The sequence below is a fragment of the Acrocarpospora sp. B8E8 genome (genome assembly GCF_039871605.1).
In the GTDB taxonomy this organism is placed as follows: domain Bacteria; phylum Actinomycetota; class Actinomycetes; order Streptosporangiales; family Streptosporangiaceae; genus Acrocarpospora; species Acrocarpospora macrocephala.
This window is the reverse complement of sequence record NZ_JBDPLV010000047.1, coordinates 12,554-36,069: the sequence shown is the minus strand read 5'-3', so window position 1 is coordinate 36,069 and position 23,516 is coordinate 12,554. Positions and strand designations below refer to the sequence as shown.

Annotated in this window: 20 protein-coding genes; 10 read left to right on the top strand and 10 right to left on the bottom strand. The window is 67.3% G+C overall.

The window, feature by feature from the left end; all coding sequences use genetic code 11:
* Window position 1: 1 nt before the first annotated feature.
* Window positions 2-2,164, top strand: a complete 2,163-nt coding sequence (locus tag ABGB08_RS35560; RefSeq protein ID WP_347599719.1) for an RICIN domain-containing protein — start codon at window positions 2-4, stop codon at window positions 2,162-2,164.
* Window positions 2,165-2,236: 72 nt separating this feature from the next.
* On the opposite strand, the gene ABGB08_RS35555 is transcribed toward ABGB08_RS35560, so the two are convergent.
* From ABGB08_RS35555 to ABGB08_RS35520, 8 genes are read right to left on the bottom strand one after another with little or no spacing between them, the layout of a single operon-like run.
* On the bottom strand, window positions 2,237-3,082 hold the full coding sequence (locus tag ABGB08_RS35555) for an amidohydrolase family protein (RefSeq protein ID WP_347599716.1): 846 nt from the start codon (window positions 3,080-3,082) through the stop codon (window positions 2,237-2,239).
* A gap of 14 nt (window positions 3,083-3,096) precedes the next feature.
* Complete coding sequence (locus ABGB08_RS35550) at window positions 3,097-3,801, bottom strand: ABC transporter ATP-binding protein (protein WP_347599713.1); 705 nt, start codon at window positions 3,799-3,801, stop codon at window positions 3,097-3,099.
* Window positions 3,794-4,588 (bottom strand): ABC transporter ATP-binding protein, encoded by a 795-nt coding sequence (locus tag ABGB08_RS35545; protein ID WP_347599710.1) that lies wholly within the window; start codon window positions 4,586-4,588, stop codon window positions 3,794-3,796. The genes ABGB08_RS35550 and ABGB08_RS35545 overlap by 8 nt, the downstream gene beginning before the upstream one ends.
* Window positions 4,585-5,460 (bottom strand): branched-chain amino acid ABC transporter permease, encoded by an 876-nt coding sequence (locus ABGB08_RS35540; protein ID WP_347599707.1) that lies wholly within the window; start codon window positions 5,458-5,460, stop codon window positions 4,585-4,587. The genes ABGB08_RS35545 and ABGB08_RS35540 overlap by 4 nt, the downstream gene beginning before the upstream one ends.
* Window positions 5,457-6,344 (bottom strand): branched-chain amino acid ABC transporter permease, encoded by an 888-nt coding sequence (locus ABGB08_RS35535; protein WP_347599704.1) that lies wholly within the window; start codon window positions 6,342-6,344, stop codon window positions 5,457-5,459. The genes ABGB08_RS35540 and ABGB08_RS35535 overlap by 4 nt, the downstream gene beginning before the upstream one ends.
* Before the next feature lie 19 nt (window positions 6,345-6,363).
* A complete protein-coding gene (locus ABGB08_RS35530; RefSeq protein ID WP_347599701.1) occupies window positions 6,364-7,515 on the bottom strand; it encodes an ABC transporter substrate-binding protein in 1,152 nt (383 codons plus the stop codon).
* Window positions 7,516-7,565: 50 nt separating this feature from the next.
* Window positions 7,566-8,522 (bottom strand): C-terminal binding protein, encoded by a 957-nt coding sequence (locus ABGB08_RS35525; protein ID WP_347599698.1) that lies wholly within the window; start codon window positions 8,520-8,522, stop codon window positions 7,566-7,568.
* Complete coding sequence (locus tag ABGB08_RS35520; RefSeq protein ID WP_347599695.1) at window positions 8,519-9,304, bottom strand: aldolase/citrate lyase family protein; 786 nt, start codon at window positions 9,302-9,304, stop codon at window positions 8,519-8,521. The genes ABGB08_RS35525 and ABGB08_RS35520 overlap by 4 nt, the downstream gene beginning before the upstream one ends.
* Window positions 9,305-9,449: 145 nt before the next feature.
* On the opposite strand from ABGB08_RS35520, the gene ABGB08_RS35515 reads away from it, so the two are divergent.
* On the top strand, window positions 9,450-10,115 hold the full coding sequence (locus tag ABGB08_RS35515; RefSeq protein ID WP_347599815.1) for a GntR family transcriptional regulator: 666 nt from the start codon (window positions 9,450-9,452) through the stop codon (window positions 10,113-10,115).
* 191 nt (window positions 10,116-10,306) lie between these two features.
* Here ABGB08_RS35515 and ABGB08_RS35510 read toward each other — a convergent pair whose 3' ends face one another.
* Window positions 10,307-10,840 carry a TIGR03086 family metal-binding protein gene (locus ABGB08_RS35510; protein ID WP_347599692.1) on the bottom strand — a complete coding sequence of 178 codons (534 nt, stop codon included), beginning with the start codon at window positions 10,838-10,840 and terminating at the stop codon, window positions 10,307-10,309.
* Window positions 10,841-11,150: 310 nt separating this feature from the next.
* Here ABGB08_RS35510 and ABGB08_RS35505 point away from each other — a divergent pair, with 310 nt between their 5' ends.
* From ABGB08_RS35505 to iolD, 8 genes are all read left to right on the top strand, one after another.
* Window positions 11,151-13,382 (top strand): germacradienol/geosmin synthase, encoded by a 2,232-nt coding sequence (locus tag ABGB08_RS35505; protein ID WP_347599689.1) that lies wholly within the window; start codon window positions 11,151-11,153, stop codon window positions 13,380-13,382.
* A 620-nt stretch (window positions 13,383-14,002) separates the two neighbouring features.
* Window positions 14,003-14,608 (top strand): HAD family phosphatase, encoded by a 606-nt coding sequence (locus tag ABGB08_RS35500; protein ID WP_347599686.1) that lies wholly within the window; start codon window positions 14,003-14,005, stop codon window positions 14,606-14,608.
* 284 nt (window positions 14,609-14,892) lie between these two features.
* The gene (locus tag ABGB08_RS35495) at window positions 14,893-15,864 is read left to right on the top strand and encodes a Gfo/Idh/MocA family oxidoreductase (RefSeq protein ID WP_347599683.1); all 972 of its coding nucleotides are present in this window, start codon (window positions 14,893-14,895) and stop codon (window positions 15,862-15,864) included.
* Between the two features lie 662 nt (window positions 15,865-16,526).
* Window positions 16,527-17,081: a sugar phosphate isomerase/epimerase gene (locus tag ABGB08_RS35490; RefSeq protein ID WP_347599680.1), complete on the top strand. Its 555-nt coding sequence runs from the start codon at window positions 16,527-16,529 to the stop codon at window positions 17,079-17,081.
* 285 nt (window positions 17,082-17,366) lie between these two features.
* The gene (gene iolC, locus ABGB08_RS35485) at window positions 17,367-18,311 is read left to right on the top strand and encodes a 5-dehydro-2-deoxygluconokinase (protein WP_347599677.1); all 945 of its coding nucleotides are present in this window, start codon (window positions 17,367-17,369) and stop codon (window positions 18,309-18,311) included.
* Complete coding sequence (locus tag ABGB08_RS35480; RefSeq protein WP_347599674.1) at window positions 18,304-19,185, top strand: deoxyribose-phosphate aldolase; 882 nt, start codon at window positions 18,304-18,306, stop codon at window positions 19,183-19,185. Before iolC ends, ABGB08_RS35480 begins: the two co-directional genes overlap by 8 nt.
* Window positions 19,182-19,994 carry a 5-deoxy-glucuronate isomerase gene (iolB, locus tag ABGB08_RS35475; protein WP_347599671.1) on the top strand — a complete coding sequence of 271 codons (813 nt, stop codon included), beginning with the start codon at window positions 19,182-19,184 and terminating at the stop codon, window positions 19,992-19,994. The genes ABGB08_RS35480 and iolB overlap by 4 nt, the downstream gene beginning before the upstream one ends.
* On the top strand, window positions 19,991-21,793 hold the full coding sequence (gene iolD / locus ABGB08_RS35470) for a 3D-(3,5/4)-trihydroxycyclohexane-1,2-dione acylhydrolase (decyclizing) (protein WP_347599668.1): 1,803 nt from the start codon (window positions 19,991-19,993) through the stop codon (window positions 21,791-21,793). Before iolB ends, iolD begins: the two co-directional genes overlap by 4 nt.
* 101 nt (window positions 21,794-21,894) lie before the next feature.
* On the opposite strand, the gene ABGB08_RS35465 is transcribed toward iolD, so the two are convergent.
* Window positions 21,895-23,481 (bottom strand): rhamnulokinase family protein, encoded by a 1,587-nt coding sequence (locus ABGB08_RS35465; protein WP_347599812.1) that lies wholly within the window; start codon window positions 23,479-23,481, stop codon window positions 21,895-21,897.
* Between the last annotated feature and the right edge of the window lie 35 nt (window positions 23,482-23,516).

Sequence of the window (23,516 nt, the reverse complement as noted above, 5' to 3'; positions counted from 1 at the left end):
GATGTCCATCAGGAGCGCCCTGACCGCCCTGGTGCTGGTCGCGGGGTCGCTGGTCGGGCTGTCCAGCCCGGCTCAGGCGGCCCCGCCGACCGGTTTCACCACGGTGGTGAACCGGGGCAGCGGCAAGTGCGTCGACGCCCGCGCGGCGGCGTCCGCCAACGGGACCGCGGTCCAGCAGTACTCGTGCAACGGCTCGGCCGCGCAGTCCTGGCAGTTCCAGGCCACCAGCGGCGGCTACTTCCGCGTCAACAGCGCGCTCAACGCCGCCCAAGTCTGGGACGTCACGAACGTCTCCGCCGCCGACAGCGCGCCCATCCAGCTCTGGGCGTACGGCGGGGGCAACAACCAGCAGTGGCAGGCGGTGGAGGAGCCGGGCGGCTCCTACCATTTCGTCAACCGGCACAGCGGCAAATGCCTCGACGTGCCGGGCGCGGCCACGGGAGACAGCGTGCAGTTCCAGCAGTACACGTGCAACGGCACCGCCGCCCAGTCGTTCACCTTCGGCGGCGGCCCGCCCCCGCCGGGGCCCAATCCGGATCTCGGGCCGAACGTGAGCATCTTCGACCCGTCGATGCCCGCCTCGACCATCCAGAGCCGGTTGAACACCGTGTTCGGCCAGCAGCAGACCAACCAGTTCGGCGGCAACCGGTTCGCGCTGCTGTTCCGGCCGGGGTCGTACAACGTGGATGTGAACGTCGGGTTCTACACCCAGGTGCTCGGGCTGGGGTTGTCGCCGGACAATGTCACGATAAATGGGCCTGTGCATGCCGAGGCTGACTGGTTCCAGGGCAATGCCACGCAGAACTTCTGGCGTGGGGTGGAGAACATGTCGGTCAATCCGCCCGGTGGCAATGATCGGTGGGCGGTTTCGCAGGCGGCGCCGTACCGGCGGATGCATCTGCGCGGGAACCTGCAGCTGGACGACGGCGGCTGGTCGAGCGGCGGCCTGTTCGCGGACACCAAGATCGACGGTCAGGTGCGGTCGGGGTCGCAGCAGCAGTGGCTGACGCGGAACACCGAGATGGGCAGCTGGACGGGTTCCAACTGGAACATGGTGTTCGTGGGCGCGACGAACGCTCCGAGCGGGAACTTCCCGAATCCGCCGTATACGCGGGTGGCCACCACGCCGGTGGTCCGGGAGAAGCCGTTCCTCTACATCGACCAGGCGGGCGCCTACCAGGTGTTCGTCCCGGCGTTGCGGACCAACTCGACCGGCACCAGCTGGAGCGGCGGGAATCCGGCGGGCAGCTCGCTGCCGATCAGTCAGTTCTTCGTCGTCAAGCCGGGGCACACCGCGGCCAACATCAACGCCGCGCTGGCCGCGGGCCAGGACCTGCTGGTCACCCCGGGCGTTTACCACCTCAATGACACGATCAGGGTGACCCGGGCCAACACCGTGGTGCTCGGGCTGGGTCTGGCCACGTTCATCCCCGACAACGGCGTCACCGCGATGACCGTCGCCGACGTGGACGGGGTCAAGGTCGCCGGCATCCTGTTCGACGCGGGCACGACCAACTCGCCGATGCTCATGCAGGTCGGACCGGCCGGATCCGCCGCCTCGCACGCGGCGAACCCGACCTCGCTGCACGACGTGTACTTCCGGGTCGGCGGCGCGGCGGTCGGCAAGGCGACCCAGAGCCTGGTCGTCAACAGCCACAACGTGATCGGCGACCACACCTGGATCTGGCGCGGCGACCACGGCAGCGGCATCGGATGGAACTCCAACACGGCGGCGAACGGGCTGACCGTGAACGGCAACGACGTCACGATGTACGGCCTGTTCGTCGAGCACTACCAGCAGTACCAGACGGTGTGGAACGGGAACGGCGGGCGGACGTACTTCTACCAGAACGAGATGCCGTACGACCCGCCGAACCAGGCGGCCTGGATGAACGGGAGCACGCAGGGCTACGCCGCCTACAAGGTGGCGAACACGGTCACCACGCACGAAGCGTGGGGTCTGGGGAGCTACTGCTACTTCAACGTCAATCCCGGCGTCATCGCGGCGCGCGCCTTCGAAGTGCCGAACACACCCGGCGTACGGTTCCACAACATGGTGACCGTGTCGCTCGGCGGGGTCGGGACGATCCGGAACATCATCAACACGACCGGTGGACCCTCGAATTCATCCACCAACGTCGCGAACCTGGTCAACTACCCCTGACCGGGGCTTGATCCCACCCTGCCCGCCACCCGAGCAACCCTCGGACGGCGGGCAGGGCGCGCTTCCATCGCGTCAGGCGGCGAGGAGCTCCCGGGCGTTCTCGCCCAGCAGCCGCGGGAGGACGCGCTTATCGAACATTTCCTCGAACCGGCGAACCGATGCCTGGAGTGGCAGGTACGGGAAGTCGCTGGCGAAGAGCAGGCGGTCCTTCAGGTACGTGTTGCCGGCGTCGACGTAGTCTCGCCACCCGGCCATTCCGAACAGGTAGATGTCAGGCTCAAGGTAGATGTTCCGCCGCCGGTACGCCACGTGGATGACCTGCGGCACCCAGGGCCACCCTCCGTGAACGAGGATGATGCGAAGCCGGGGGTGGCGCCTGGCGAGGTTGTCGATGGCCAGCGGGCTGGTGAACCCGACATCTGGACCGGCATTCCCGCCGAACATGATGGCCACCGGTGCCCGGCGGGAAGTCGCGACCTCGTAGAGAGGATCCAGGCGGGGGTCGTCGGGCGCGAGAACCGGGGTCGCCAGGCCGGGTTCGAGCATGAGGCCGCGGAAGGCCGGGGTCTGGAGTGCTTCCTGCGCCTGTTGCGCGGTGGTCGCCGGGTCGGTGAGGTCGATGCCGGCGTAGCCGACGAAACGGTCCGGGTGGTCGGTGACGAGTTTCACGATGTCCTCGTTGGGGACGTCGCCTTGTTCTGATCCCCGCCGCCCTGGCACCACGCCGAGGGCCACGCCCGCGGCGTCCATTTCGGCGATGGTGTCCTGGAGGCTGCGTGAGTGCAGGACGGCCGTCGGCGCGCCCATGCCGCACACTTCGGCGATGTGCGCCGTCCGCGCGGGAACCGTGTACATCAGGTCGTTGGTGAGGAACCCGCCTACTGGTGGCCGGAGGCGGAAGTCGACGATGTCGGTCATCAAACCTTCTCACGTCAGGAGAGGAACATGGATCGGAGCGAGCCGTCGGAGAGCAGGTCGTGAGGTTGCCCGCTGGTGAGCAGTTCGCCGCGCTGCATGACGATCGCCTGGTCGCAGAGGTCCATGGCGAGTTCGGCGTTCTGCTCGACGAGCAGGATCGTCATGCCGTCGGTGTGGATTGTTCGGATCGCGTCGAAGACCGCGTCGACCATGACGGGGGCGAGCCCCATGGATGGTTCGTCGAGCAGCAGCAGATCAGGTCCGGTGAGTAGCGCGCGGGCCAGGGCGAGCATCTGCTGTTCTCCTCCGGACAGCGAGCCGGCGACCTGGGAGGAGCGTTTTCCCAGCACGGGGAAGAGGGTCATCGCCTGGTCGTAGCGGTCGGTGAACTCGTCGGAGGAGAGCCTCTTGGAGTAGCGGGCCTGCTGGAGGTTTTCTCGCACCGAGAGCGGGGCGGCGACCATGCGGCCTTCCGGTACGAGGACCAGGCCGGCTCTGACGAGGTTGTGGGTGGTCCATCCGGTGATGTTCGCGCCGCGGAATGTCACGGTTCCCGACCGTGGTCTGGTCAATCCGGCGATGGCGTTGAGCGTGGTGGACTTACCCGCGCCGTTGGATCCGATCAAGGCGACGAGCGATCCGGGTTCGACGGTGATGCGGATGCCCCGTACGGCGGAGATGCCGCCGTACGACACCCAGAGGTCGTTGACGTCAAGCATGTTCGGCTCTCCCGAAGTAGGCCTCCTGGACCCGGGGATCGTCGAGGCAGCTGTCGGGTGGGCCGGTGGTCAGCAGGGTTCCGGAGTTCAGGACCGCGGACAGGGTGCAGTACTTGCGGACCAGGCTCATGTTGTGTTCGACCATGACGAGTGTGAGGCCCCTGTCGCGCAGGGCGAGCATCAGCTCTCCGAGTGCGGTGGATTCCCGGGCGTTCATCCCGGCCGTCGGCTCGTCCAGCAGGAGCAGTGTGGGTTCGGTGGCGAGGGCCCGGGCGATCTCCAAGCGTCTCTGTTCTCCGTACGACAAGGAGGTCGCGGGCCGATCGGGAGGGACGTCGAGCCCGACGAGCTGGAGGAGTTCGCGTGCCCGTGATTCGTTCTCCCGGCGCGCGCGTCGTTCGCCGGGCAGGCTGAGTACGGCGGACAGGACGGTGTCGCGCCGTACCCGGTATCGGCCGGCGACGACGGACTCGACAACGTTGAGGCCGGGGATGAGCTTGATCGTCTGGAAGGTGCGTGCGACGCCGAGCCGGGCCACCTGGTAGGTGGCGAAGGTGCTGGTCCCCGTTCCCAGCAGCTCGATGTCCCCGCGGGTGCGGCGGATGATGCCGTTGACCAGGTTGAGGAAGGTTGTCTTGCCCGCACCGTTGGGGCCGACGATGCCGAAGATGGCTCCGCTCGGCACGGTGAGGTGGACGTCGTCGACGGCATGGAGGCCGCCGAACTGCCTGGTGAGCCCGGTGGTGCGGATCGCCGGCGGGGAGCCTTGGACGGTTGACTGGTTCACGTGTGGTCCTCCTCGCGGTCGCTGCCGGCGTGAACCGGCCGATCTGATGTGCGTGGACGCCGGCGAGCGGGGTCGATCAGGCCGCGCGGAAGGAAGATCATGATGACGACGAGGATCACGCCGTTGATGATCTGGTCGGCTTCGTCGACCGTTCCTCGCAACAGCTCGGGGATGAGCGTGAAGACCACACCGCCGACGAGGGCTCCAAGCCAGTGGAAGCCTCCGCCGAGCACGACGGCGGCCAGGCCCACGAAGGCCAGGTTGAGGAAGAAGGTGTCGGCGTCGACGTACGCGTAGAGGGAGGCGAGCAGGACGCCGGCGGCGCCACCGATGAACCCGCTGATGATGAAACTCACCGTCTGAATCCAGCGCGTGTTGATGCCCAGTGTCGCGGCGACGACGGTGTCTTCGCGGACGGTCTCGGCCGCCAGGCCGTAACGGGAGCGCCGGAGCCGGGAAAACGTCCAGACGCATATGGCCAGGGTGGCCAGTATGTACGGGTAACCAAGCTCGACCGGTATCGACATGCCGTTGACCCCGCCCGTGACAGCGGGCAGGTTGAGCACGGCGACCCTGGTCATGAGCAGGACCGCGATCGTCACCATGGCGATGTAGTGGCTGCTGAGATGCAGGATGAACAGGCTGACCACGCCTGCCACCACAGCACCGAGAACCGATCCCGCGATCAGCAGGGCCCACCCGGGCATGGCGGTTGTGGCGGCGAGGCGGCCGCACAGGAACGCGCCGCAGGCGGCGAACGACACGCTGGCCATGCTCAGCACGCCGGTGTTGAGCGAGGCGAACATGCTGAGCGCCAGCAGGCCGAAGACGACGCCGAACTCGAGTGTCGAGATCAGGGACGCGGTGTTCATGCTCGCTTCACCTGGACCTCCCCGAAGAGGCCTTGTGGCCGTACGACCAGGAAGAGGAGGAGCAGACCGAAGGTGATGGCCTCGCGGAAGGTCGATGACAGGTACTGGAGGGTCATGATCTCGATGACGCCGATGGCGAGGCCACCGAGGACCGCTCCGCGGAGGTTGCCGAATCCGCCGATGACGACGGCGGCGAAGCCCTTGAGGAGCAAACCCTCGCCCACGGTGAACGACACGTTGCTGGTGGTCACGGCGGTGAGGATGCCGGCGAGACCCGCGACCCCCGCGGCGAGTACGGCGGTCACGGCGAATACCAGCCGGGTGTTCACTCCCACGATCGCCGCCGATTGCGGCTGGATACCCACGGTGCGGATGGCCGCACCGAAGCGGGTGCGTCGCAGGAAGCTGCCCAGCCCCAGGGAGACGACGGCGAGCGTGACGATGTTCAACAGGTAGATGGGCGGGATCTGGAACCCCCACAGGTAGAGGGCTCGGCTGGGAAAGGCGTCTTCCGGCAGCGCGACGGGGTCTGGGCCGAGAACGACCTCGGCCAGGTTCAGCAGGATGATCCAGACGCCGATCGCGACGATGATGCTGCCGAGCATCCCGGCGTTCTTGTGGCGCAGCGGGCGGAAGGCGCAGAGCTCGGCGACGAGGCCGGTGGCGGCGGACGCGAGGACGGCCGCCACGACGGCGACGGCGAACGGGACGTCGGCATGGGCGAGCAGTTCGTAGGCGGCGATGACGCCCCACGTGGCGAAGGTGCCATGAGCGACGTTCAGGATGCCCATCTTGGCGAATATCAAGCCGAATCCGATGGCGAAGAGGGCGTAGAGGGCGCCGAGCGAGACGCCGTTGATCAACTGCTGGATGAAGAGGTCCATGCGTGCCCCTGGTTCGGCGTTACGGCCAGAGCCGCTGGGTGCCGTCGGCGTTCCATTGCAGGAACCCCACCTTGTCGGACAGAACCGCCTGGCCGTTCTGCATGGTGTAGGTGCTGCCTGATACCGACTGGAACGACTGGATCTCCGAGAGCGCCTTGGCCAGGGCGGCCCGGTCGGTGGTTCCAGTCTTCTTGATGCCTTCGGCGATGAACCGTACGGCGTTGTACCCCTGTGCGGCGAACAGGTCGGGTTCGACCCCGTATGCCTGCTTGAACAGGTTGACGAACTTGCGGGTGGCGTCATTGTCCGCAAGCGGGGTGAAGGGGATGGGGAAGATGGTTCCTGCCATCGCCGACCCGCCGGCCTTGAAGATCGGCGCGGTCGCCACGCCGTAGCTGGACAGGATGCGGCCCTGGAATCCGCGATCGCGCAGAGCCTTGGTGAGCAGGGCTGACTTGGAGCCCAGCATGCTTTCGACCAGTAGGTCGGGTTTGGCGTTGATGATCTTGGTCGCCGTGGCGGAGAAGTCCGTGTCCGAGGTGAACGTGTCGATGGTCTGGAGGATGTCGACGCCGTTGCGTTCGAGGGCGGCGGCCCATATCTTGCCGTCGTCGACTTGGCCGCCGTTGTCGGCGGTCACGGCGAGCACGGCGGTCTTCGGCGCGTACTGTGCGGCCGCGGCGTCGACGAGCTGGTCGTACATGCCGCCCGGGCTGGAGGGCAGGGCGATGGTGCGGTAGAGGTACGGGGGCGCGCTGAGCCCAGGGAGGGTGGCCCCGTTGACCACTGTCGGGAGTCCGGCCTTCTTGATCAACGGTCCCAGCGACCCGGCCTCGGTGGAGACGGTGCAGCAGACCACCGCAAGGTAGCCGGCACTGTCGTACCCACGGAACTGCGCGATGGCCTTTGCCGGGTCACCGGCGGAGTCGTCGCTGGTCAGCTCCAGGCGTCGGCCGTTGCCGAGGTATCCCGACGCGTTGATCTCATCCACCGCGATCTGGGTGCCCCGTTGGACGGGTATGCCGGCGAAGGATGCCGCACCGGTGACCGGATTGATGAGCCCGATACGCAGCACACCGTTGTCCGACCCCGAGCCACCCCCGGTGGATGCGCATGCGCTCAGCATGATCAGGGCGCTAGCGAGCGCCACCGGAATTCGTGCACGCTTCACTGCCTTCTCCTTTGACTTCATCGAGCAATGTCGTGGCGTTGGGTGAGCCGTCAGTTGAGGGGGTTACGGGGCATTTCGCCACGAAGAACCCGGGCGACGTCCGCGAAGGCGCGGTGCACGGTCTCCCGGTACGACTCGGTTGAGTAGTGGCCCGCGTGGGGGGTCAGGATGACGTTGTCGAGGGCGAGCAACGGCGAGTCGGGCCGCACCGGCTCAGCGGCGAGCGTGTCCAGACCGGCGCCCGACAGATGCCCTGAGGCGAGCGCCGCGCTGAGGGCTGATTCGTCGACGAGTTTGCCGCGCGAGACGTTGACCAGGATCGAGCCGGTCTTCATCTGCTCGATGACGTCGGCGCTGACCAGGTTTTCCGTCTCGGGCGTCAGCGGGAGGTGGAGCGAGATGACGTCCGCGGTGGTCGTGAGCTCGTCGAAGCTCACGGCTGCGTGCCCTGCCCGTGCCAGAGCTCCGGGCGCCGCGTACGGGTCGTGGACGATCACGGAGAAGCCCAGCGCGCGAGCGCTGTCGGCGACCCGGCGTCCGGTGCGGCCGAAGCCGACGATGCCCAGCACGAGGCGGTCGAGCCTGCGCATGCCTCGCCCGCTTTGCAGGTAGCTCCAGACACCGGACCGGACGGCATGGTCGAAATGCGGCAGGCGCCGTACCAGCGCCATGATCATCGCGATTGCGTGGGCGGCGACCTCGGGCGCGTTGGCATCGGGGACGTTGACGACGCGGACGCCGCGGCGTGTCGCGGCGTCGAGGTCGACGGTGTCCACCCCGACTCCGAACCGGGCCACGACCTTGCAGTTCGGGAGTGCGGCAAGAACGCGTTCGGTGATCGGCTCACGCAGGACGAGGAGGCCGTGGGCGGCGCCGCAGTGCTCGATCAGCTCTTCTTCTGTGAGGCACGTGACCTCGCGGTACCGCAGGTCGGCGTCGAGCAGGACCTGCACATCCTCGGGTTCGACGGTGAGCAGGCCGTCGGTGCGAATGACGAGCTCGTTCATCGTGCCGCCGCGATCGAGGCGAGCTTCTCGGCGGCGGCGCCGAACGCGGTTGACGCGGTCGAGCCGAGGAACAACAGGTCTCCGCCGAGGAGGAAGAGGCGGACGCCGGCGGAGGCCCAGCGTTCGACTTGGTCACTGTCGAGGCAGAAGATCCCGCTGCGGACTCCGGCGGCCCGCGCGGCGTCGAGGATCTTTTCGACGGCGGCGGAGTGTGCCGCGGAGCCACCCGGCTCGCCGAGTGACACCGCCAGATCTCCAGGGCCCACGAAGAGGACGTCGATGCCGTCGACCGCGGCGATCTCCTCCACGTTGTCCAGGCCCAGCTGCGTCTCGACTTGCACGATCAGGAGCGTCTCGTCGTTGGCTGAGGCGATGTAGCCGGCGAGGGACAGGCCGTACGCGGAAGCGCGCCCTGGCCCCGCCCCTCGGGAGCCGGCGGGCGGATAGCGCACGGCCGCGACCGCGGCGGCGGCCTGGTTCGCCGTCTCGACGCGGGGGACGACCACACCGCAAGCCCCTGAGTCCAGGGCACGGTTGATCTCGGCACCCACGCCGGAGACCCGCACGAGGCTCGGGACGCCTGCGGCGTCGGCTGCTCGGATCAGGGATTCGACCTCGGCAGGGCCGAGGGCTGCGTGCTCGGCATCGATGCACAGCGTCTGGAATCCACGGGAGGCGAGGATTTCGACGCTCGCGGGATGACCGAGGCTGACGAAGCTTCCCAGGACGGGGCCTCGATGCAGGGCTTCGCGCAGTGAGTTGCGTTGCGGCGGACGGGGCATGAATCGCCTCCATGTCGGCTCGGTGCGGGATGTCCGCTGTGCCGGGCTGGTAGGATTGTCGACAGTCGCCAGATTGTGAAACATGACTGTAACGTCGACTGTCGACAGTCGTCAAGATGCCCGGCGTGAGGAGACCACTGTGACGATGCAGGTTGTGCGTGCGAGCAGCCTCGTGGACGAGATCCGCAACCGGCTTCGCCTCGCGATACTCGCTCAGCAGCTGCCTGCGGGAGAGGCCGTCCGTGACTCGGTGCTGGCCGCCCAGATGCAGGTGAGCCGGGCTCCCGTCCGAGAGGCGCTACGCGCCCTGGAACAGTCCGGACTCGTAGTGAAATCGCCCAACAGGTCGTACATCGTTGCCAGCTTCACCCCGCAGGACCTGGCCGACCTCGCCGGAGTCCGCCTCGCGCTCGAAGGGCTGGCCTGCCGGCTGTCCGTCAGTTCGGCGGCCAGCAGCAGCGGAATGGAGAGCGCGCTGTCAAGACTTCGAGAAGCTGTTGACGACCAGGACCCGGTCGCCATGGTCGCCGCGGACCGTCAGTTTCATGAGGCGCTCGTGGCGGCCTCAGGCAACGGGCGACTTGTCGCCAACTACGCCCAGATCTGCGACCAGATCGAACTCGCTTTGCATTCCAACGGCGCTCTCGACCGAGGCCGTGAAGGGCTCGTCGAACGGCACGAGGAACTCCTCGCCGAATACCAGCGCGCCGTGGAACGCCGGGATCTCAGCCAGCTACTGCCACTCCTGGAGAGCCATATCGCGGGAGGACTCGGAATGAGCTTTCCCTCTGTCACCGGATACCCGTCCTGACGCCGCCGTGCAGGTGGAGCGACGCGGGCCGGCCGATGATCCCACCCTGCCCGCCACCCGAGCGATTCTCGGGCGGCGGGCAGGATGCGCTCCACCCACCAACCCAGTTCGTCCCCTTTTTTCGTCCAGCCAAGCTGGGCACGGGCAGCCGGTCGCAGTTGGCTTCGCCAAAGCCGGCGGCATCGCGGGCCTCAGGCGCGGCGGCCGAACGCGGCGAGTAGGCGCGTCTGCTGGTCGGCGTCGCCGGTTACGCCCACCCGGGGCGCGATCAGCCCGGCCGAGCGGTAGGCGTTCTCCTCTTCGGCGAACCAGGACGCGCAGGCGGAGACCAGCCCGGGGTCGAGTCGCTGGTCGCCGCCGGTGGCCTTGGCCAGGTCCCAGCTGTGGATGAGGATGTCGGCGAAGAGCTGCGTCGCGTACTCGGAGCCGGGGACGTCGCCGAAGGACAGGTGCACGGTGCGTTCCATCGCGCCCGGCTCGTGCACGGCCATGATGGCCTCCTCGGCGGACGCGTCGAACGACTTGACCGGATCCGGGCCGAGCAGGTCGCCGTCGAAGGAGTCGCCCATGTCGGCGATGGTATGTCCGGCCATCAGCGGGGCCGTCCACATGTTCTCGCCGGCGATGTGGTTGACGAGCATGCGTACGTTCCAGTCGGAGCAGGGCGTGCTGAGGCCCCACTGGTCCTCGCCGACGGCGTGAACACGCTCTCCGAAGCCTTCCATGGCACGCTGATGGAGTTCTGGAATATCCATGTTTGTCCCCTCCCCGGACGTTTCTCGCAAAACCTCGTGATTGCTACATACATGGATAAACCTCCGGAAGATCCCCGCGGTGGACCTTCCGGCAGAAATCCTGGTCAGCGGCTTTTGAGAAGGTTGGGGTTTGTGTGATCGCGGTACGTGGTTGTGGCCTGAGGGTTGGGTTCCTGCGCTTGCGCTCGCGCACTTTGAGTGCGAGGGTCGTCACTGCGAGTACAGGTAAACTCGTGGTCCGGGGTTGGTAATCCGGAGTTCAGACTGGGGGGTCGCAACGATGCAGGCATTCACGCTGCCCGACTTCTACGTGCCGTATCCGGCCAGGCTCAACACTCACGTGGAACGTTCCCGCGCGCACAGCATGGCCTGGGCCAAGGAGATGGGCATGCTGGACGCGCCCAAACCGGGGGGCGGGCTGGTCTGGGACGAGACCGCGCTGGCCAGGATGGACTACGCGCTCATGTGCGGCTACACCCACCCCGACTGCGACGGGCCCACCCTGGACCTGATCACCGACTGGTATGTGTGGGTGTTCTTCTTCGACGACCACTTCCTGGAGGAGTTCAAGCACTCCCGCGACCTGGAGGGGGCGCAGGCGTATCTCGATCGGCTGGAACTGTTCATGTCCGACTCGCCGCCAGAGGTGAGCAATCCCGCCGAAGCCGGGCTGAAGGATCTGTGGGAGCGGACCGTCCCGGCCATGTCGGAGGGCTGGCGGCGGCGGTTCGTCACCAGCACCCGCAACCTGATGGCCGAGTCGATGTGGGAACTGGAGAACATCGACCGCGGGCGGATCGCCAACCCCATCGAGTATGTGCAGATGCGCCGCCGCGTCGGTGGCGCGCCCTGGTCCGCAAACCTGGTGGAGTACGTCTCCGCCGAGCTCCCCGATGTCCTCGCCGGGGAACGGCCGATCACCGTGCTGTCCGACACGTTCTCCGACGCCGTGCATCTGCGCAACGACCTGTTCTCCTACCAGCGCGAGGTCCAGGAGGAGGGGGAGAACTCCAACGCGGTGCTGGTGTTCGAGCGGTTCTTCGGCGTGCCCACGCAGGAGGCGGCCGAACTCGTCAACGATCTGCTCACCTCCCGGCTGCAGCAGTTCGAGAACACCGCGCTCACCGAGGTGCCCGGGTTGCTGGCCGGCCGCGGTGCCCCGCCACACGAGCAGGCCGCCGTCGCCGCGTATGTGAAGGGCCTGCAGGACTGGCAGTCCGGCGGTCACGAGTGGCACGTGCGATCCAGCCGGTACATGAACGAGGGAGCGGTTCCCGAAGGGCTGCCGCTCGGGCCGACCGGGCTGGGCACCGGAAGCCTGCGGCAGGTGGTCTCGACCGGGAAGCAGGGCCTGCGCGGCTGGGCGAAGCAACACTCGCATGTGCCGTTCCAGCCGGTCGGGCACCTTCCGCTGCCCGGCTTCCACATGCCCTACCCGGTCAGGATGAGCCCGCATCTGGAGACGGCCCGCCGGCATGGGGTCGGGTGGGCTCGGGAGATGGGCTTCTTCGACTCGGTCCCCGGGGTGGAGAGCGGCGGGCTCTGGGATGAGCGGCGCTTCCGCGGGTTCGACTTCGCGCACTGCGCCGCGATGATCAACGCGGGCGGGAACTCCGAACAGGTCGACCTGTCCGCCGACTGGCTGGCCTGGGGGACGTATGGCGACGACTTCTACCCGGCCGTGTTCGGAGCGAGCCGTGACCTGCTCGGGGCGCGACTCTGCACCGAACGCCTGATCCAGTTCATGCCCCTCGACGACGACCAGCCCGTTCTGGTTCCCGGCAGTCCGCTCGAACGTGCCCTCCAGGATCTCTGGCGGCGTACGGCCGGGCCGATGACTCGCCAGGGCCGTCAGCTGTTCCGTGTCGGCGTGGAGAAGATGCTCGCGGCCTGGGAGTGGGAGCTGGCCAACCAGGCCCAGAACCGCATCCCCGACCCGATCGACTACGTCGAGATGCGCCGCAGCACCTTCGGCTCCGAGATGACCAGCGCCCTCGCCAGAATGGGCAGCATGGACGTGGTCCCGCAGGAGATCTACCAGCACCGGGTCGTCCGCGAGCTGGAGACGGCCGCCCTGGACTACGCCGCCTTCACCAACGACCTGTTCTCCTACCAGAAGGAGATCGAATACGAGGGGGAGGCGCACAACCTGGTCCTGGTCGTCGAGAAGTTCCTCGACGTGGACCGACTCACCGCCCGCGACGTCGTGGCCGATCTGATGACCGCCCGGATGCGCCAGTTCGAGCACCTGGCCGACCACGAACTCCCCGCCCTGCTGGCCGCCCGCCCCGACCTGACACCCGAGGCCCAAGCCGCCCTCACCCGGCAGGCCGACGATCTCAAGGAGTGGATGTCGGGCATCCTCGAATGGCACCTACGCTGCGTCCGCTACACCGAAGCCGAACTCAAACGAGTCCACGAGAACCCCGACCGCCGCGCCCCAGACCATCTACCCACCGGATTGGGCACGTCAGCCCTACGCGCCCACCTTCCGGCAAGCGTGTCCAGGTGATTCCTCCCGAAGGCATCGCTGGGCCCTGACTGTTGGAGGTCGCCGGATCGCTCGCCGTTAGCGAGTCCACGAGATGCTCGACCGCCGCGCTCCAGACCATCTACCCACCGGATTGGGTATGTCGGTCCTGCGCGCCCACCTTCCGGCAAGCGCGTCGAGGTGATTCCTCCCGAAGGCATCGCCGGGCCCTGACCGTTGGGGGTCGCCGGGTCGCTCGCCGTTATTCGGCGCCGTTCACGCCGGTGCTCGCCGCACCGGCGCCAAGAGGGCGGGTCGCGTCCTTCGGTCGGCGGTAGGGCCCGCAGAGAATTAACTTGCGTGCTCATCAAGGGTTCGCCGGCTGGGCGAGGCGACCCGGGAGCTGCGCGCGGCCCTGGAGGCGCTGCGCGACGACGAGACGACGCCGCCGGGTGGCCTCGACCACGTTGAGGTCAGTGGCTTGAGGATCTATGAGTTATTGCTCTGCGGGCCCTTGAAGTCAAGAGCTTGTCCGGCCGCCTCCGAGATGGCTTCCTGGAACTCAGGAGTGGTGGCGTTCTCTTGGGTGTTCTCCGCGAGATTCGATGATCAACTTTTGGTGCTCGCCGTGGGACGAGGGATGGTGGGCATAATTGCGCGTTATGCGTTGGATCATCTTTGACTTCGCCGGAGTAGTAGGGCGGCATCAGCCGCAGTCGGCTCGGGACGGCATGGTCGCCGTCGCCGGTGTCGAGTCCGACCGCTTCTGGGCGGCCTACTGGGAACATCGTGACCCCTACGACCGAGGGTTGATGACCGCGGGGGACTTCTGGTCGGCCGTGGAGAAGACCCTCGAAGCCGACTTCACCGCCGAGGTGACCGGTGAGCTGATCCGGCTCGACATCACCAGCTGGCTGAACCCGGACATATCGACCGTCGAGCTGATCGCCGATCTGAAGAGCCAGGGACTGGGCGTCGCCCTGCTGTCCAACGCGCCGCACGAACTGGCCGACGCCCTCGACGACGTCACCTGGATGGCCGACCTGGAGCACCGCTTCTTCAGCAGCAGGATGGCCATCTCCAAGCCCAGCCCGGAGATCTACACGGCCGTCCTGTCCGCCCTCGACGCCCGGCCCGCGGAGTGTGTCTTCATCGACGACCGCCCGCCCAACGTGACCGCCGCCGAGACGGTGGGAATGCACGCGCTCCTGTTCACCGACGCCGATCGCCTGCGCGCCGATCTCGACGACCTCCTGCGCGGAATCTGACCGAGGAACACGATCCAGGCCGATCGCCGGAGAACCGCGCGGGGAGAAGATTCGACCGGCGGGCACGTCCATATGCCAGGACCCGTCGGGAGAAGAGCTGACCGGAGAGTACGTCTTTATGCCAGGACCCGTCGGGAGAAGGGCCCGACCAGATGGTACGTCCATATGCCAGGACCCGTCCGGAGAAGCGCCGACCGGCTGGTACGTCCATATGTCAGGACAAACTATTGACTCCTTTCCGGAAATTGAACTAGAACTGGAAGCCCCGGACAAGGAGTTTCGTCATGCGTGTGGGATTGCTGGGTCTTGGCAGGATCGGTGCGTTCCATGCGGGAACGCTGGCCGGGCTCGTCGAAGACCTGGTCGTCCACGATGAGAACGGGGAGCTGGCCGACCGTATTGCCATCGCGTTGAACGCGAGGACGGGAGATCCGTTCGACGCCGACGCGGTGGTGATCGCGACGCCTACCGGGTCGCACGCGGAGTTGCTGATCGAGGCGTGCGCCCGGGGGGTTCCGGCGTTCTGCGAGAAACCGGCCGCGCCGGACGTGCCGGAGACGTTGAAGGTCCTGGAGGCCGTGCAGCGCAGTGGTGTGCTGGTGCATATCGGGTTTCAGCGGCGCTTCGACGCCGGATATCAGGCGGCGCGGGAGGCGTTGCTCAAGGGGGAATTGGGGCGGCTGGATCGGGTTCACATGATCACCGGGGATCCGGCTCCGCCTCCGGCGGCGTACATCGCGAAGTCTGGCGGGATATTTCGGGATTGTCATATCCATGACTTCGACGCTCTGCGCTGGGTCACCGGGCGTGAGGTCGAGACCGTCTACGCGACCGGGTCGAATCGGGGCGAGTCCTTCTTCGCCGAGTTCGGCGACGTTGACAACAGTGCGGCCGTGCTCACGCTGGACGACGGCACGCTCGCCACCTTGCAGGGTTCCCGGTACAACGGCGGCGGGTACGACGTCCGGATGGAACTCGCCGGAACGATCGCGACCCGAGCCGTCGGCCTTGACCCCCGAGTGCCGCTGACCAGCGCCGAAGGGCTGCAACCGCCGGGGGATCCGTGGCCGGGATTCCAGAGCAGGTTCGAGGCCGCGTACCGGGCGGAGCTGATCGCCTTCCTGAGGGCGGTGCAGGAAACGGGGGAAAGCCCCTGCTCGGTGGATGACGCGCTGGCCGCGCTGTACATCGCCGAAGCAGCCGATCTCTCCAGAAACCAGGACCGCCCGGTCCGCCTGCCCGAGGTGATCGCATGACGACCATCGCCGCGCCCTCTCTAGGCATGTCCGAGGTGGTCGTATGAGGATTGCTGCTGTGCCAATCTCCGGGGCTCGTTCGAGGTGGTGCACGAGGATCGTGGTCGCGGTGATCTTCGGCGTGCGGTTCGGGGTGGTCGTATGAGGATTGCGGCTGCGCGGATCTCCGGGGCTCGTTCCAGGAATCCGTATGTGGATCGTGGTCGCGGTGATCTTCGGCGTGCGGTTCGGGGTGGTCGTATGAAGATTGCGGCTGTGCCGATCTCCAGGGCTCGTTCCAGGAATCCGTATGAGGAACGTGGTCGCGGTGATCTCCGGGGGGATGTTCGAGGTGGTCGTATGAAGATCGTGGTCGCGCCGATTTTCGTGTGCATGTTTGAGGTGGTCATGTGAAGATTGCGGCCGCGCCGATTTCCTGGGGTGTTTGCGAGGTCCCCGGATGGGGCCACCAACTGGACGCTGATCGGGTCCTCACCGAGATGCGCGCCCTTGGTCTCACCGCCACCGAACTCGGCCCCGACGGCTTCCTGTCACCCGATATCCTGAAAAATCACGATATGAGGGCTATTGGGGGGTTCGTCCCTGTGGTTTTGCATCAACCCGGGCATGACCCTCTCCCGGGGCTGAAGGATCTCACTGAGAGCTTCGCGGAGGAGACGGTCGTGGTCCTCGCCGCCGTCACTGGCGCGGACGGGTACGACACCAGACCCACCCTTGACGCCGATGGCTGGCGCACCTTGCTCGGCAACCTGGACCGGATCACCGCCGAACTCCCGCGCCAGGTCACCCTGCACCCGCACGTCGGGACAATGGTGGAAAACGCCGCCGAAGTCCGCCGCATCCTCGACGGCTGCGGCGTCAAACTCTGCCTCGACACCGGCCACCTCCTCATCGGCGGCACCGACCCCCTAGACCTGGCCCTCCGCGAACCCCACCGAATCGCCCACGCCCACCTCAAAGACGTGAACGCCACCCTCGCCGCCCAGGTCCAAACAGGCGCCCTCAGCTACACCGAAGCCGTAAAAATCGGGATATATCGCCCACTAGGCGAGGGTGACGTGGACATCGCCGGCATCATCGCCAGCCTCACCAAATCCTCCTACGACGGCTGGTACGTCATGGAACAGGACGTCATCCTCACCACCACCCCACCCCCAGGCGAAGGCCCAATCACCGACGTCCGCACCAGCCTCGACTACCTCCAAGCCCTGTCATGACCGACATATCCGCCATCACCCGGGTTGCCACGGACGCGCTCCAGCTTTGGGCGCCAAGCTGTCATCGTCCGCGCAATCTTCCACTGCCTGCGAGCCCTGCCATGACCGACAATCCGCCATCGGCCGCGTTGGTGTGGTCGCGCCTCCAGCCTTGGGCGCCGAGGTTGTCATCGTCCGCGTCGCTCGACACATGGAACCTGCCATGACCGATAAATCGGAAATCTTCCCGGTTCGCGGTGCAGGGTCAACCATCTGTGCCAGCCCGAATTCCCCGCGGAGCAGGCCGTGACCGAAGTGCTGACCATGGGCCGAGTCGGGGTGGACGTCTACCCGCTCCAAGTGGGCGTTTCCCTGCGCCACGTCGAGACATTCGGGAAATACCTGGGCGGAAGTCCCACCAACGTGGCCGTGGCCGCCGCGCGGCTGGGGCGATCGAGTGCGGTGATCACTAGGACCGGCGCGGACCCGTTCGGAGAGTTCATCCACGACGCACTCCGCGAATACGGCGTGGACGACCGGCACGTCACCCCGGTCGCCCACCTGCCGACCCCGGTGACCTTCTGCGAGATCCACCCACCCGACCATTTCCCGCTCTACTTCTACCGATTCCCCAAAGCCCCCGACCTAGAGATCCACCCACACGAACTGGACCTCGCGGAGATCGCCTCGGCTGACCTGTTCTGGACGACCATGACCGGGTTGTCCCAACAGCCATCCCTCGACGCGCACTTTGCCGCCTGGGGCGCCCGAGGCCGCCGGACCCACACCGTCCTCGATCTGGACTACCGCCCGATGTTCTGGAGCGGCCTCAAAGACGCCCGAGAACGGGTGCAGGACGCGCTCCGGCACGTGACCGTCGCCGTCGGCAATCTCGACGAGGTCGAGGTGGCGACCGGCACGCGGGAGCCGTACCAGGCGGGGGTGGCGCTGCTGGCGGCGGGGGTGACGCTCGCGGTGGTCAAGCAGGGCGGCGGTGGGGTGCTGGGGATGACCGCGGACGAGGTGGTCGAGGTGCCGCCGGTGCCGGTCGAGGTCGTCAACGGGCTGGGCGCGGGCGACGCGTTCGGCGGCGCGCTCTGCCATGGGCTTCTCTCGGGCTGGCCGCTGGCCAGAACCCTCCGGTACGCGAACGCGGCCGGATCCATCGTGGCCGGCCGGCTCGCGTGCGCTCCCGCCATGCCGACCGTCGCGGAAATCGAGCACGCCCTCGGAGAGGCCTCACATGCGTGACCAGGACTACCGCGACCTGCTGGAACTGCGCGCCTGGCAGCCCCAGCGGGTGGCGGAGACGGCGTCCGCCCGGCGGCGGCGTCCGTTGCGAGCCACCGGGAGGCAGCTGCTGATCATCGCGGCCGACCATCCGGCGCGGGGGATGATCGGGGTCGGAGCACGTCCGACCGCGATGGCGAATCGGGTGGAACTGCTCGATCGGCTGGCGACCGCGCTGTCCCGGCCCGGCGTGGACGGAGTGCTCGGCACGCCCGATGTGCTGGAGGACCTGCTGCTGCTCGGGCTGCTGAACGACAAGATCGTCATTGGGTCGATGAACCGGGGCGGGCTGCAGGGCACCGCGTTCGAATTCGATGACCGGTTCACGGCATATACGGCTCGAGCGATCGCGGAGATGGGTTTCGACGGCGGGAAGATGCTCTGCCGGATCGGGGTCGAGGATCGGGCGACCGCCGACACGCTGGCCAATTGCGCGCAGGCGGTCACCGAACTGGCGGAACGCGGACTGATGGCGATGGTCGAGCCGTTCTGGTCCCAGCTGGTGGACGGCGTGGTGAAGCACGATCTATCGCCAGAAGGGATGATCCGGGCGATCTCCGTGGGCCAGGCACTCGGGGCCACCTCTGCGCGAACCTGGCTGAAAGTGCCGGTGGTGCCGCATATGGAGCAGATCATGACGGCCACCACCCTGCCGACGCTGCTGCTCGGCGGGGATCCCGTGCACGCGCCCGACGAGGTGTACGCGTCCTGGAGCAAGGCGTTGCGATTGCCGCAGGTACGCGGGCTCGTCGTCGGACGCGCCCTGCTCTACCCGCCCGATGACGACGTGACCGCCGCCGTCGACACGGCCGTGGGCCTGCTGGAGGAGACGTGACCTATATTCCGTTCGGTACGGCCGGCGCGGGCCCCTGGGCGGTGGAGATCACACCGGAATCCGCCGGTTGGACCTACTGCGGCCTGCGGATCGCCGACGGTCCCGTGGAGTTCGAGACCGGCGACCAGGAGATGCTGGTCCTTCCCCTTTCGGGGTCGTTCGACGTGGTCGCGGACGGGGTGAACATCGCGCTGCACGGTCGCGAGTCGGTGTTCGCCGCAGTGAGCGACTTCGTGTACCTGCCGATCGAGACCAGTGTCACGATCACCGGGCAGGGGCGGGTCGCGTTGCCGTCCGCGCGCGCGACCCGGCGTCTCCCCGTCCGGTACGGCCCCGCCGCGGACGTTCCCGTCGAAGTGCGCGGAGCGGGTCAGGCCAGCCGGCAGGTGAACAATTTCTGCGCGCCCGGCGCGTTCGACTGTGATCGGCTGGTGGCCGTGGAGGTGCTGACGCCGGAGGGCAACTGGTCGTCGTACCCGCCGCACAAGCACGATGAGCTGTCCGAGTGCGAGGCGGTTCTGGAGGAGATCTACTACTTCGAGGGCGGGCCCGGGTATCAGCGGGTGTACGGCACCCACGAGGTGCTGGCCGAGGTTTCGTCCGGGGATGTGGTGCTTGTCCCGCATGGGTATCACGGGCCGTCGATGGCCGCGCCCGGGTATGACCTGTATTACCTGAATGTGCTTGCCGGTCCCGCCGACGAGAGGTCCATGGCGTTCTGTGATGATCCGCGGCATGCGTGGATCCGGGCGTCGTGGGCCGATCAGGCGGTCGACCCGCGGGTACCGATGACGAAGGCGGCTCGATGAGACTCACCGTGGCGCAGGCGCTTCTGCGATTCCTGGCGAACCAGTGGTCCGAGCGCGATGGTGTCGAACGCCGGCTGATCGCGGGCGTGTTCGGAATTTTCGGGCATGGGAATGTGGCGGGGATCGGGCAGGCGCTGGCCGAGCGGGGGGCGGGGACCGGCGACGCGCTGCCGTACTATCTGGCCAGGAACGAGCAGGCCATGGTGCATACGGCGGTCGGGTACGCGCGGACGCTGGATCGGCTGTCCACGTTCGCGTGCACGACGTCGATCGGGCCTGGGGCGACCAACCTGGTCACGGGCGCGGCGCTGGCGACGATCAATCGGATTCCCGTGCTGCTGCTGCCCGGCGACGTCTTCGCGACCAGGGTCGCCAATCCGGTCCTGCAGGAGCTGGAGGATCCACGGTCCTTTGACGTGAGCGTCAACGACGCGCTGCGGCCGGTGTCCCGGTTCTTCGATCGCATCAACCGGCCGGAGCAGCTGCCGTCCGCGCTGCTGGCGGCGATGCGGGTGCTCACCGATCCGGCCGAGACCGGCGCGGTCACGCTGGCGCTGCCGCAGGACGTGCAAGCCGAGGCGTGGGACTGGCCGGAGGAGCTGTTCGCCCGGCGCGTCTGGCATGTCGCCCGGCCGGTGCCGGAACCGGCCGCGCTGGAACGGGCCCGCACCCTGCTCAGGAGCTCGCGCCGGCCGCTCATCGTCGCCGGTGGCGGGGTCATCTACAGCGGCGCGTGCGCCGAACTCGCCGAATTCGCCGAGGAGTACGGCGTTCCGGTCGCCGAAACCCAGGCGGGCAAAGGGTCCCTGCGCCACGACCATCCGTGCAACGTCGGCGCGATCGGACACACCGGAACCGCCGCCGCCAACACGCTCGCCCGCGAAGCCGACCTGGTCATCGGCATCGGCACCCGCTACAGCGACTTCACCACCGCCTCCCGTACGCTCTTCGGCCAGGCTAGGTTCCTGAACGTGAACGTGGCCGCCTTCGACGCCGCCAAACACGCGGGCACCATGCTGGTGGCGGACGCGCGTGAGGCGTTGCGGGTGCTCGGGCCGGATGGCTGGCGTGCCGCGTGGACGTTCGAGCGGCAGGAGCGCGCCGTGCTGGAAGGGTTCACGCAGGCCGTCGTGCTGGACGCGGTCAACGACGCGGTGGGGGAGGACGGCGTCGTCGTCAACGCGGCCGGGTCCATGCCCGGCGACCTGCATCGGGCCTGGCGGGCGGCCGGGCCGCACTCCTATCACGTCGAGTACGGCTACTCGTGCATGGGCTACGAGATCGCGGGCGGTCTCGGCGTGAAGCTCGCCGCGCCGGAGCGCGAGGTGTTCGTGCTGGTGGGGGATGGGTCGTACCTGATGATGGCGCAGGAGATCGCCACCGCCGTGCAGGAAGGCGTCAAGCTCATCGTGGTGCTCGTCGACAACCATGGGTTCGCCTCGATTGGGGGGCTTTCGGAGGCGGTAGGGGCTCAGCGGCTTGGCACCGCGTATCGGGCTCGTGGGGCTTCTGGGGGGCTGGACGGGGAGTTGCTTCCGGTGGATCTCGCCGCCAACGCCGCCAGTCTGGGGGCGGACGTGTTGCGCGCCGGAGATCGCGCCGAGCTCGTCTCCGCGCTGGTCAAGGCGCGGGAGGCGACGCGGACCACCGTTGTGTACGTCCGGCCGGAGCCCGGGTCCGGCGTTGGAGCGAGCGCTTGGTGGGATGTGCCGGTCGCCGAGGTCGCCGAGAATCCAGAGGCTCGCGAGGCCAGAGTCCGATACGAGGAGGCCAAGCGGGAGCAGCGGATCTATCTCTGAATCCAGGCTTTGGCCGCGGCCAGAGGGGGACGAAGCGGAGCAGCTGGACGTATCTCTGAATCTCGGCCTCTGCCCCAGGAGGCCAATCGCGAGCCGCCGGATTACCCCTGAATCCGGGCTTCGGCCTCGGCCCAGTCGCCGCCTTGCGGCTGGTAGTACTTCAGGTCCTGGGTTGCTGCGACCAATGCGCGCATCTCGGGCAGTCCGCCGATCTCGCCCGCTGCTCGTGCTTGCACGAGGATGTTGCCCAGTGCGGTGGCCTCGGTGGGACCCGCCACTACGGGCAGGCCGCATGCGTTCGCGGTCAGCTGGCACAACAACGTGTTCCGGCTTCCGCCGCCGACCAGGTGAATCACGTTCACCCGGTGCCCGGACAGCGCGATCGCCTGACGTATGGCCATTCGGTGTCCGAGGGCCAGGCTTTCCAGGACGCATCTCACGAAGCCCGGCAGATCCTCGGGCGCTTCCTGGCCGGTACGGCGGCATTCCGCGGCGATCCGGGCAGGCATATCGCCCGGCGGGAGAAATATCGGCATATCAGGGTTGACGATCGCGGCGAACGGTCGGGCTTGGGCGGCTGCGGCGAGCAGGGGACCGAGCTCTGGGTTACCCCACGTCCGCACCGACTCCTGCAGCAGCCACAATCCCATGACATTCCGCAGATACCGAACAGTCCCGTCAATCCCGGCTTCGTTCGTGAATCCGGCCTCCCGGCTTTCGTCCGTGAGGACGGGCGCAGGCAACTCCACCCCGGCCAGCGACCACGTGCCGCACGAAATATATGCAAAATCCGGATCTGTCGCAGGCACAGCGACCACAGCCGACGCGGTGTCATGCGAGGCCACCGCCGTCACCTTCCCCACCCAGCCGATCTCCTCGGCCACCTCTGCCCTCAGCCTGCCGGTCCAGCCAGTCTGCTCGGCCGTCAGCCTGCCTGTCCAACCGGTCGGCTGACCCACTTCGGCCCCTCGCATTTCGGCCCTGCTGGTGTGCTCGGCCCTCGGTCTGCCGGTCCAATTGGTCAGCTGTTCCGCTTCAGCCCCCAACCTTTCGGTCCAGCTGGTCTGCTTGGCCGCATCGGTCCGCACCTTGCCGATTCCGGTCTGCTCCAGCACATCCCGGCCGAACTCTGCTGGGTTGCCGGGTAGCCGCAGGGGTGGAAAGAGTTTCGACGGCAGTCCGAGTCGGTCTATCAGTGGATATGCCCAGTTCTGGGTTCTGACGTCCAGTAGTCCGGTTGTGGACGCGTTGGTGAGTTCGGCGCCGATCTCACCTGTCAGCCAATAGCTCAGCAGATCCGGGATGAGGAGCATCGTCTCCGCGTCCTCCAACTGATCCGCCAGCAGCTGGTAGACCGTGTTGAACGGCAGGAACTGCAATCCGGATATGTCGTACATATCCGCAGATGTGATCTCGGCACGTACCCGCTCTCGCACGCCGTTGGTCCGGGCGTCCCGATAGTGCACGGGGTTCCCGATCAAGGCTCCTTTGGCGTCGATCAGTCCGTAGTCGATGGCCCAGGAGTCGATTCCGATCGAAGCCGTTGGCCCGGCGGCGCGCAGGCCGTACAAGATTTCGCGGTAAAGGCCGAGGATGTCCCAGTGCAGCGTGCCGTGTACCCGCACCGGGCCGTTCGCGAATCTATGGATCTCGGTCAGGCTCAGGCCGTTGTCAAGATCGCCGGTCATCACCCGCCCGCTGGAGGCGCCCAGGTCGACCGCCG